Raw genomic sequence first — 8,914 nt, 5'->3', positions numbered from 1 at the left:
GGGATGTCCAGGGCGTCGAGGCCCGTGACGACCGGTGCGAGCAGCTCGCGTACGACATCGGCCGCGATCGCGGGCGCATAGGTCCAGCCGGTGCCGGTCGCGTCCCCGGCACCGATCTCGACCACCACCACGGAAGTGGTGTCCCAGCTGTGGCTCCCGTCCGCCTCGGGCGCGTCGGTGGGCACGGTGTAGGCGCCGGCCGCCGGTGTCCGAAGGGGCACTGTGTTCTTCATCGCAAACCGGCTCTCGCGCGAGGTGGGGAGGTGCGGGCCGGGTAACCCGGGCGGCCGAACGGAAACGTTTGGCGCAATGGCCCGAGGGCACCCGGACGCTCCCCGACCACAGCCGGAGGCTGAACCATCGTGAGCCGTACCCGCATCGTGATCGTCGGGGCCGGCTTCGCCGGATACCGGGCCGCCCGCACCCTGTCCCGGGCGGTCCGCGACCGAGCCGAAGTGGTCCTGCTCAACCCGACCGACTATTTCCTCTACCTGCCGCTGCTGCCGCAGGTCGCCTCGGGCGTCCTGGAGCCGCGCCGGGTCACCGTCTCCCTCTCGGGCACGCTGCCGCGCGTACGCCATGTGCTCGGCGAGGCCGTCGGCCTCGACCTCGAAGGGCGCAGCGTCTCCTACCGCGACCCCGAAGGCCGCCCCGGGACCCTCTCGTACGACCGTCTCGTGCTCGCCGTCGGCAGCGTCAACAAGCTGCTGCCCGTGCCCGGGGTGACCGAGCACGCGCACGGCTTCCGCGGGATGCCCGAGGCGCTGTACCTGCGCGACCACGTGATGCGCCAGACGGAACTGGCCGCGAACGACAGGGACCCCGCCCGCACCACGTTCGTGGTCGTCGGCGCCGGCTACACCGGAACCGAGATCGCCGCGCACGGCAAGCTGCTCACCGACTCGCTGCTGCGCCGCCACCCGGGCCTGGACGCCCGCTGGATGCTGCTCGACATCGCGCCACGGGTGCTGCCGGAGCTCGACCGACGGCTGTCGAAGACCGCGCACAAGGTGCTCGAGAAGCGCGGCGTCGAGGTCCGCACCGGGACCTCCGTGAAGGAGGCCACCGCGCAGGGGGTGCTCCTGGACGACGGAGAGTTCGTCGACACCCGCACCCTGATGTGGTGCGTCGGCGTACGCCCCGACCCGCTGGTGGAGGCCACCGGCCGGCCGCTCGAACGCGGGCGGCTCGTCGTCGACCCGTTCCTCCAGGTGCCGGGGCACCCCGAGGTCTTCGCGTGCGGGGACGCAGCCGCCGTACCGGACGCGACCAAACCGGGCTCGTACACCCCGATGACCGCCCAGCACGCCTGGCGGCAGGGCGCGACGGCAGGACGCAACGTGGCCGCGTCGCTCGGACTCGGCTCCCGCAAGCCGTACAAGCACCACGACCTCGGCTTCACCGTCGACCTGGGCGGCGTGAAGGCCGCGGCCAACCCGCTCGGTGTGCCGCTCGCCGGACCGCCCGCGGCGGCCGTCACCCGCGGCTACCACCTCGCCGCGATGCCCGGCAACCGCGTCCGCGTCGCCGCCGACTGGCTGCTCGAAGCGGCGCTGCCCCGCCAGGCCGTCCAGCTGGGTCTGGTGCGCTCCTGGTCCGTGCCGCTCGACACCGCATCCCCCGAACTCGCCCGTATGCCCGCACCACCCGAGGAGACCCCCGATGGCCAAGCCGACCGACGTTGAACTCACCCGTATCGCCCAGCAGTTGAGGGCCGACTCGGTACGCGTCGCCGCGGCCGCGGGCTCGGGGCACGCCACCTCGTCGATGTCCGCCGCCGACCTGATGGCCGTGCTGCTCGGCCGCCATCTGCGCCATGACTTCGAACGGCCCGACCACCCCGGCAACGACCGGTTCATCCTCTCCAAGGGGCATGCCTCGCCGCTGCTCTACGCCTCGTACAAGGCGCTCGGTCTCATCGACGACGACGAGCTGCGGAGCTTCCGTACGCTCGGCAGCCGCCTCGAAGGCCATCCGACGCCGCGCGCCCTGCCCTGGGTGGAGGTCGCGACCGGCTCACTCGGCCAGGGGCTGCCCATCGGGGTCGGGATGGCCCTGGCGGGCAAGCGCCTGGACCGCGTCGGCTATCGCGTGTGGGTGCTCTGCGGCGACAGCGAACTCGCCGAAGGCTCCGTCTGGGAGGCCGCCGAGCACGCCGGGTCCGAACACCTCGACAACCTCACGGCGATCGTCGACGTGAACCGGCTCGGCCAGCGCGGCCCCACCCGGCACGGCCACGACCTGGACGCCTACGCCCGCCGTCTGCAGGCCTTCGGCTGGCACACCGTCGAGTGCGACGGCCATGACGTGGACTCGATCGACCGGGCGCTCGCCGAGGCCCGCTCCACGCTCGGCCAGCCCACCGCGGTGCTCGCGCGCACGCTCAAGGGCAAGGGTGTGGCCGACGCCGAGGACCGTGAGGGGCTGCACGGCAAGCCGCTCAAGCACCCCGAGGAGGCGATCGCGGAACTCGGCGGAGTGACCGATCTGCGTCTCGAGGTCCAACAGCCGCCCGCCGCGCGGGTGTTGCACGCGGTGACCAGCGGCCATCTCGAACTTCCCCGCTACGAGAAGGGCGACGAGATCGCCACCCGCAGCGCCTACGGACAGGCACTGACCGCGCTGGGTTCCGCCCGGGGCGATGTGGTGGCCCTTGACGGAGAGGTGAGCGACTCCACCAAGACCGAGCAGTTCGCCAAGGAGCATCCGGAGCGGTTCTTCGAGTGCTACATCGCCGAACAGCAGATGGTGGCCGCCGCCGTCGGACTCGCGGCCCGCGGATTCATCCCGTACGCCTCGTCGTTCGCCGCCTTCCTCACGCGCGCCCACGACTTCGTGCGGATGGCGGCGGTCAGCGGCTCCGACATCAAGCTGGCCGGCTCGCACGCAGGCGTGTCCATCGGCCAGGACGGGCCCTCGCAGATGGGTCTCGAAGACCTCGCGATGTTCCGCTCGGTGCACGACTCCACCGTGCTCTACCCCTGTGACGCCAACCAGACCGCCCAGCTCGTCGCCGCACTCGCCGAGCGCCCCGGCATCGGCTATCTGCGCACGACCCGGGGGGAGACCCCGGTCCTGTACGGGCCGGACGAGGACTTCCCCATCGGCGGCTCCAAGGTGCTGCGTTCCTCGGACGCGGACCGCGTCACGATCGTCGCGGCAGGCGTGACCGTACGCGAAGCTCTTGCCGCCGCCGACCAGTTGGCGGGGATCGGCATCGCCTGCCGGGTGATCGACCTCTACTCGGTCAAGCCGGTGGACACCGCCACGCTCCGCGAGGCGGCCGAGCGGACCGGTTGTCTGCTGACCGTCGAGGACCACCGGCCCGAGGGCGGCCTGGGCGACGCGGTGGCCGAAGCGTTCGCCGACGGACGCCCGGTGCCGCGCCTGGTCCGGCTCGCCGTCCGCCATATGCCCGGTTCCGCGACACCTGGTGAGCAACTGCGGTCCGCCGGCATCGACGAGGCCGCGATCGCCGCGGCCGTACGACTGCTCGTGGAAAACGCGGTGGTGAGCTGAGGCGCAGGGGTTTGGCCAAGGGTGTGCGGGTCACTCGGAGCGGGAGGTTGTGATGACCGAAACCGAAAAGACGGAAAACAGGAAGACCGAGAACAGCAAGACCGAATCCGGCAGGAGCGAAGCCGGCAGGACAGAGTCCGGCAAGAGCGAAGCCGGCAGGACCCGCAAGGAAAACCGACCCAGCTCCACGGCCCGCTCGAACGGAGCCCCGCAGACGCCGGGCCCCATGGCCGTGCTGCGCGAGGCCCGGCTCCAACTGGCCGAGCTCACCGGGATGCAGGCCGAGAGCGTATCGGCCTTCGAACGCACCGAGGACGGCTGGCACCTCGAGATCGAGGTGCTCGAACTCACCCGCGTCCCCGACACCATGAGCCTGCTCGCCAGCTACGCCGTCGACCTCGACCCGCAGGGCACGCTCATGGGCTACCGCCGCATCCGCCGCTACGAACGCGGCCGTGCGGACGCCCAGCGGCGCTGAACCCGGGTCAGTCCCACCGATACCGACGAGGAGGAACGGTCCGTCATGACCGTTGTCCCTGCACAGCAAAGCGGCGGTTCAGGAGGCACCAGTGGCCTGTACGACGTACTGGAACTCGTGCTCGACCGCGGCCTCGTGATTGATGCGTTCGTGCGTGTCTCCCTGGTGGGCATCGAGATCCTGAAGATCGACATCAGGGTCGTCGTTGCCAGTGTCGATACGTATCTGCGCTTCGCCGAGGCCTGTAACCGCCTCGACCTCGAAGCCGGTCCCCGCAAGAGCCCGGGCCTGCCCGATCTCGTCGGCGAGATCACCGAATCCGGTGCCCGCGGCAAGAGCAAGGGCGCGCTCAGCGGAGCCGCGGAGACCATCTCCGACGCGTTCCGCCAGGCACGCGAGGAAGGCAAGGAGGGCCAGGAGGCACCGCGGCGCACCACCAAGCGGACCACTCCCCGCAAGCGGCAGGAGGAAGCGGAGTGACCACGTATATCTATGGCATCGTGCGGCGTTCGCACCCGAACCCGCCCACCGACATGGGCGGTATCGGCGATCCGGCACGGCCCGTGCGGATCGTCACCGGCGGCGAGCTCTCGGCGCTGGTCAGCGACGCCCCGGAGAATCTGCGGCCCAAGCGCAATGATCTGCTCGCTCATCAGAACGTCCTGAGCGAGGCGGGCGCGGCCGGCCCCGTGCTGCCGATGCGCTTCGGCTCGACCGCACCCGACGACAAGACGGTCGCCGCGGTGCTCGAGGAGCGTGCGGAGCACTACGTCGAACGGCTCGAGGCCCTTGAAGGCAAAGTCGAGTACAACGTGAAGGCCTCCCACGACGAAGAGGCCGTTCTGCACCGCGTGATGGGGGAGAACCCCGAGATACGCACCCTCACCGAGGCCAACCGGCAAGCGGCGGGCGGCACGTACGAACAGCGCCTGAGGCTGGGCGAGATGGTCGTGCAGGCCGTACAGGCGCGCGAAGCGGCCGATGCGGTGGAGATACAGCAGGAGCTCGAAGGCGCGGCCGACGCCGTGAGCGTCGGACCGCAGAGCACCGGATGGCTGGCCAATATCTCCTTCCTGGTCGCCCGGGACGAGACCGAGGAGTTCCTCGCCTCGGTCGACAAGCTGCGCGGCGACCATCCGCACCTGGACCTGAGGGTCAACGGACCGCTGCCGCCGTACAGCTTCGTCGAACCCGGTCCGGCGCCCCACGCGGCACAGACGGCCGGGCACTGACCCCATGGGCCTGACAGGTCTGGTGAAAGAGCTCGTACTGCTGCCGTTCGCCCCGGTCCGCGGTTCCTTCTGGGTGATGGAACAGATCGTGGACGAGGCCGAGCGGCAGTACTACGACCCCGGGGTGATCCGCGCCGAACTCGGTCGCCTCGAAGAGCAGTTGGAGGCGGGCGAGATCGACGCGGACACCTTCGACCGGCTGGAGGACGAACTCCTCGACCGGCTTCAGTACGCGACGGAACGGACGAATCAACAATGAATCGAATGGCGCTCGGCCTCGCCGTCGGAGCGGGCTACCTGCTGGGACGCACCAAGAAGATGAAGCTGGCGTTCGCCGTCGGCACGCTCGTGGCCGGCAAGAAGCTCCCGCTCTCGCCACGGGCGCTCGCCGACCTGGTCCAGCAACAGCTGCTGAACAACCCGCAGTTCAAGGAGATCGGCGACCAACTGCGCGAGGACGTACGAGGCGTCGGGAAGGCCGCCACGGGCGCCGTGCTCGAACGGGGCCTCGACGGGATCTCGGACCGCCTGCACGACCGGACGCTCGGGGTGCAGGACCGGTTGTCCGGGGTGATCCCCGGGCGCGTGGAGCGCGACGAGGGAGAGCGCGAGCAGGAGTACGACGAGGCGGATTACGAAGACGAGGGGGACCAGGAGCGGCCTGCGCCGAAGAAGCAGGCCCGCAAGACCTCCGGGTCGCGCTCCTCCGATACGGGCGGGAAATCCGGGGCGGCACGGGAACCGGGGACGTCACGCGGCTCACGCAGCGGCGAGACCTCCCGTACCCAGAAGAAGGCGCCGGCCAAGAAGACCGCCTCGGCCGGGAAGTCCGCTGCCGGGAAGAGCACGGGCACCGCCAAGAAGACCACGGGTGCCGCGAAGACCGCCGCCCGCCGCACCGCCCGCGCGAAGGGAGGCCGTAACGATGGCTGATGCGAAGGACAATCCGCTGTCCGGGCTGGCCAAGAGCGAGGCGGCCGACCGGCTGAAGGCCGAGGCGCAGGCCTTCATGCTGGCCCAGCTCGAACGCGCGCTGGTCGGCGTAGGGCACAAACTCGGCTCCGCCACGGGCAAGTTGAACGATATCGCCGAGGGCAAGAGCCCCGGCTTCGCCCAGCTCGCACTCCAGGGCGGACGCAAGATAGCCGAGGGCAAGGGCCCGGTGCGCAGCGCCGTGGAACTCACCGGCAGCCATCTCAAGGAGCGTGTGATGGGTGCGGTCAAGGGACTCGGCGGCAAGCGCAAGAAGGGCGGCGCGGGCCAGAAGCCGACCGTCATCCTCGAATACGTCGACGTGGGTGTCCCGGTCCGTGAGGCCTACGACCAGTGGACGCAGTACCAGGAGTTCTCGACGTTCGCGAAGGGCGTCAAGGGGGCGACCGTCGCCGACGACACCACGTCCGACTGGAAGCTCAAGGTCTTCTGGTCCAACCGGAGCTGGAAGGCGCACACCACCGAACAGGTCCCCGACCAGCGGATCACCTGGACCTCCGAGGGGGCCAAGGGCAGCACCAAGGGCGTGGTGACCTTCCACTCCCTCGCCGAGAACCTCACCCGGGTGCTGCTGATCATCGAGTACTACCCGAAGGGCCTGTTCGAGAAGACCGGCAACATCTGGCGCGCCCAGGGGCGCCGGGCCCGGCTCGACCTCAAGCACTTCGCCCGCCATATCTCGCTGCGCGGCGAGGCGAGCGACGGCTGGCGCGGGGAGATCCAGGACGGCGAGGTGGTCGTCTCGCACGAGGACGCCGTCGCCGAGGAAGAACGCGCGCGTGACGAGCGTGACGAAGAGGAACAGGGGTACTCCGACGACGAGCAGGACCGCTCCGAGGACGAAGCCGCGGAGCTGGAGGAGACCAAGGGCGAACAGGACGAGTACGGCGAGGAGTACGAGGAAGAGCCCGAGGGCGAGTACGAGGAAGAGCCCGAGGGTGAGTACGAAGGCGAAGAGCGCGACGAAGAGGACGACGAGATGGCCTACGAAGAGGGCGAGGAGCAGGATCCGGACCGCCGCGACGAGTACGCCGAAACCGGGCGCCGATGACCACCGCGAGCAGGCTTCCCGACCCCTACGGACAGAGCGGCGGCAGCGCGAACCTCGCCGACATCCTGGAGCGCGTACTCGACAAGGGTGTGGTGATCGCGGGCGACATCCGCATCAACCTGCTCGATATCGAGCTGCTCACGATCAAACTCCGCCTGATCGTCGCCTCTGTGGACAAGGCGCGGGAGATGGGCATCGACTGGTGGGAGGACGACCCGTCGCTGTCCTCCGGCGCGCGGCGCCGCGAGATCGACCGTGAGCGCTCCGAACTCGCCCGTGAGAACGAACAGTTGCAGGCCCGTATCGCCGAGCTCGAGACGGGTTCCGGGCGGGGCCGGCGCGCAAGGGAAGAGGTCCCGGATGAATGAGCTCCGCTATGTGTACGCGGTGTGCCGGCCCTTCGAGGCCGCCCTGCAGGCGGATCTCGTGGGCGTGGACGGCGCACCGCTCAAGCAGCTGGCGCACGGCGATCTCATCGCCGTGCTCAGCCGCGTCCCGGAGGCCGACTTCGGCTACGAGCCGCTGCGCGCCCATCTGGAGGACCTCGACTGGCTCACGGAGACCGCCCGCGCCCACCAGGCGGTCATCGCCGCCCTGACCACGGTCACCTGCCCGCTGCCGCTGCGGCTCGGGACCGTCTTCCGTGACGACAGCGGCGTGCGGACGATGCTCGAGGACGAGGGCGATCAGCTGCGGGGGCTGCTCGCGCGGATCGACGGCTGTGTGGAATGGGGCGTCAAGGTGTACGCCGAGCCGGAGGGCGAACAGTCGCCGGCCGAACCGGCGGCGGCCGGCCAGGCCGCCAGCGGCCGGGACTATCTGCGGATGCGCCGCGCCCGTCAGCAGGGCGCGGACCGGCTGTGGGCGCGCGCGGAGTCCTTCGCGCAGGAGCTGCACACGGACTTGACCGCCCGCGCGGCGGCGACCCGGCTGCACCGTCCGCAGAACCCGGAGCTCTCGCGTGCGACCGGGCGGAACATTCTCAACGGTGCGTATCTGGTGGGGCGTTCGCAGTCCGAGGAGTTCGTCGAATGCGTCGAGCGCACCAAGGACCAGGAGCCCGGACTGCGCGTCGAGCTCACCGGCCCCTGGGCCGCGTACTCGTTCAGCAATCCCGACGGAGACGAAGAGGAGGCCTGGTGACCGTCATCGAGCGCCGCGAGATCGCCCTGGTCGACCTGCTCGACCGGCTGCTCGCCGGCGGAGTGGTCGTCGCGGGAGATCTCACGCTGCGGATCGCGGATGTCGATCTCGTACGGATCGATCTGCGCGCCCTGATCAGCTCGGTGAGTGCCCAGGTGCCCTCGCCCTTCGAGGTACTGGAGGCGCGACGATGAGCCGGCGGATGGATCTGGACCCCGACACGGTCGAGCGCGACCTGGTCAAACTGGTGCTCACCGTAGTCGAGTTGCTCCGCCAGCTCATGGAGCGCCAGGCGGTGCGCCGCTTCGACACCGGCGAGCTGAGCGAGGAGCAGGAGGAGCGGATCGGCCTCACGCTGATGCTCCTCGAGGACCGGATGGCGCAGCTGCGGGACCGCTACGGGCTGCGGCCCGAGGACCTCAATCTCGACCTCGGGCCACTGGGGCCGCTGCTGCCGCGCGAGTGAGGCGCGGGATCCGGGCCCGCGGTCAGGCGCGG

12 protein-coding genes and 1 pseudogene are annotated in these 8,914 nt (G+C 70.2%); 12 read left to right on the top strand and 1 reads right to left on the bottom strand.

Annotation, left to right across the window (positions count from 1 at the left end; genetic code table 11):
• Positions 1–233: pseudogene (locus ABT367_RS39325) on the bottom strand (enolase C-terminal domain-like protein); the annotation flags it as partial.
• A gap of 129 nt (positions 234–362) precedes the next feature.
• Between ABT367_RS39325 and ABT367_RS39320 the strand changes: the two are divergent.
• Genes ABT367_RS39320 through ABT367_RS39265 form a run of 12 tightly spaced genes read left to right on the top strand, consistent with a single transcriptional unit; the run spans position 363 to position 8,882 of the window.
• Positions 363–1,685, top strand: coding sequence for an NAD(P)/FAD-dependent oxidoreductase (locus ABT367_RS39320; protein ID WP_352258515.1), 1,323 nt, complete (start codon positions 363–365; stop codon positions 1,683–1,685).
• Positions 1,663–3,519: a transketolase gene (locus ABT367_RS39315; protein WP_352258513.1), complete on the top strand. Its 1,857-nt coding sequence runs from the start codon at positions 1,663–1,665 to the stop codon at positions 3,517–3,519. The genes ABT367_RS39320 and ABT367_RS39315 overlap by 23 nt, the downstream gene beginning before the upstream one ends.
• 52 nt (positions 3,520–3,571) lie before the next feature.
• On the top strand, positions 3,572–3,997 hold the full coding sequence (locus ABT367_RS39310) for a gas vesicle protein (RefSeq protein ID WP_352258511.1): 426 nt from the start codon (positions 3,572–3,574) through the stop codon (positions 3,995–3,997).
• Positions 3,998–4,042: 45 nt separating this feature from the next.
• Positions 4,043–4,477 carry a gas vesicle structural protein GvpA gene (locus ABT367_RS39305; protein WP_352258509.1) on the top strand — a complete coding sequence of 145 codons (435 nt, stop codon included), beginning with the start codon at positions 4,043–4,045 and terminating at the stop codon, positions 4,475–4,477.
• The gene (locus tag ABT367_RS39300; protein WP_352258507.1) at positions 4,474–5,229 is read left to right on the top strand and encodes a GvpL/GvpF family gas vesicle protein; all 756 of its coding nucleotides are present in this window, start codon (positions 4,474–4,476) and stop codon (positions 5,227–5,229) included. The genes ABT367_RS39305 and ABT367_RS39300 overlap by 4 nt, the downstream gene beginning before the upstream one ends.
• 4 nt (positions 5,230–5,233) lie before the next feature.
• The gene (locus ABT367_RS39295) at positions 5,234–5,488 is read left to right on the top strand and encodes a gas vesicle protein GvpG (protein ID WP_352258503.1); all 255 of its coding nucleotides are present in this window, start codon (positions 5,234–5,236) and stop codon (positions 5,486–5,488) included.
• Positions 5,489–5,493: 5 nt separating this feature from the next.
• Positions 5,494–6,162, top strand: coding sequence for a DNA primase (locus ABT367_RS39290; protein ID WP_352258501.1), 669 nt, complete (start codon positions 5,494–5,496; stop codon positions 6,160–6,162).
• Positions 6,155–7,273 carry an SRPBCC family protein gene (locus ABT367_RS39285; protein WP_352258499.1) on the top strand — a complete coding sequence of 373 codons (1,119 nt, stop codon included), beginning with the start codon at positions 6,155–6,157 and terminating at the stop codon, positions 7,271–7,273. Before ABT367_RS39290 ends, ABT367_RS39285 begins: the two co-directional genes overlap by 8 nt.
• On the top strand, positions 7,270–7,641 hold the full coding sequence (locus ABT367_RS39280) for a gas vesicle protein (RefSeq protein WP_352258497.1): 372 nt from the start codon (positions 7,270–7,272) through the stop codon (positions 7,639–7,641). Before ABT367_RS39285 ends, ABT367_RS39280 begins: the two co-directional genes overlap by 4 nt.
• Positions 7,634–8,416, top strand: coding sequence for a GvpL/GvpF family gas vesicle protein (locus ABT367_RS39275; RefSeq protein ID WP_352258495.1), 783 nt, complete (start codon positions 7,634–7,636; stop codon positions 8,414–8,416). Before ABT367_RS39280 ends, ABT367_RS39275 begins: the two co-directional genes overlap by 8 nt.
• Positions 8,413–8,610, top strand: a complete 198-nt coding sequence (locus ABT367_RS39270; RefSeq protein ID WP_199546162.1) for a gas vesicle protein — start codon at positions 8,413–8,415, stop codon at positions 8,608–8,610. The genes ABT367_RS39275 and ABT367_RS39270 overlap by 4 nt, the downstream gene beginning before the upstream one ends.
• Positions 8,607–8,882 (top strand): gas vesicle protein K, encoded by a 276-nt coding sequence (locus tag ABT367_RS39265; protein ID WP_187813873.1) that lies wholly within the window; start codon positions 8,607–8,609, stop codon positions 8,880–8,882. Before ABT367_RS39270 ends, ABT367_RS39265 begins: the two co-directional genes overlap by 4 nt.
• The last annotated feature ends 32 nt before the right edge of the window (positions 8,883–8,914 follow it).

This window comes from Streptomyces mesophilus, assembly GCF_040300965.1.
GTDB classification, from domain to species: domain Bacteria; phylum Actinomycetota; class Actinomycetes; order Streptomycetales; family Streptomycetaceae; genus Streptomyces; species Streptomyces mesophilus_A.
The sequence above is the reverse complement of the archived record's forward strand: the minus strand, read 5'-3'. Positions and strand labels throughout refer to the sequence as shown.

Bases quoted from the DNA above. Each gene is read 5' to 3' on its own strand.
- ABT367_RS39315 (WP_352258513.1), top strand. From the start codon at position 1,663: ATGGCCAAGCCGACCGACGTTGAACTCACCCGTATCGCCCAGCAGTTG.
- ABT367_RS39310 (WP_352258511.1), top strand. From the start codon at position 3,572: ATGACCGAAACCGAAAAGACGGAAAACAGGAAGACCGAGAACAGCAAG.
- ABT367_RS39305 (WP_352258509.1), top strand. From the start codon at position 4,043: ATGACCGTTGTCCCTGCACAGCAAAGCGGCGGTTCAGGAGGCACCAGT.
- ABT367_RS39295 (WP_352258503.1), top strand. From the start codon at position 5,234: ATGGGCCTGACAGGTCTGGTGAAAGAGCTCGTACTGCTGCCGTTCGCC.
- ABT367_RS39290 (WP_352258501.1), top strand. From the start codon at position 5,494: ATGGCGCTCGGCCTCGCCGTCGGAGCGGGCTACCTGCTGGGACGCACC.
- ABT367_RS39285 (WP_352258499.1), top strand. From the start codon at position 6,155: ATGGCTGATGCGAAGGACAATCCGCTGTCCGGGCTGGCCAAGAGCGAG.
- ABT367_RS39280 (WP_352258497.1), top strand. From the start codon at position 7,270: ATGACCACCGCGAGCAGGCTTCCCGACCCCTACGGACAGAGCGGCGGC.
- ABT367_RS39275 (WP_352258495.1), top strand. From the start codon at position 7,634: ATGAATGAGCTCCGCTATGTGTACGCGGTGTGCCGGCCCTTCGAGGCC.
- ABT367_RS39265 (WP_187813873.1), top strand. From the start codon at position 8,607: ATGAGCCGGCGGATGGATCTGGACCCCGACACGGTCGAGCGCGACCTG.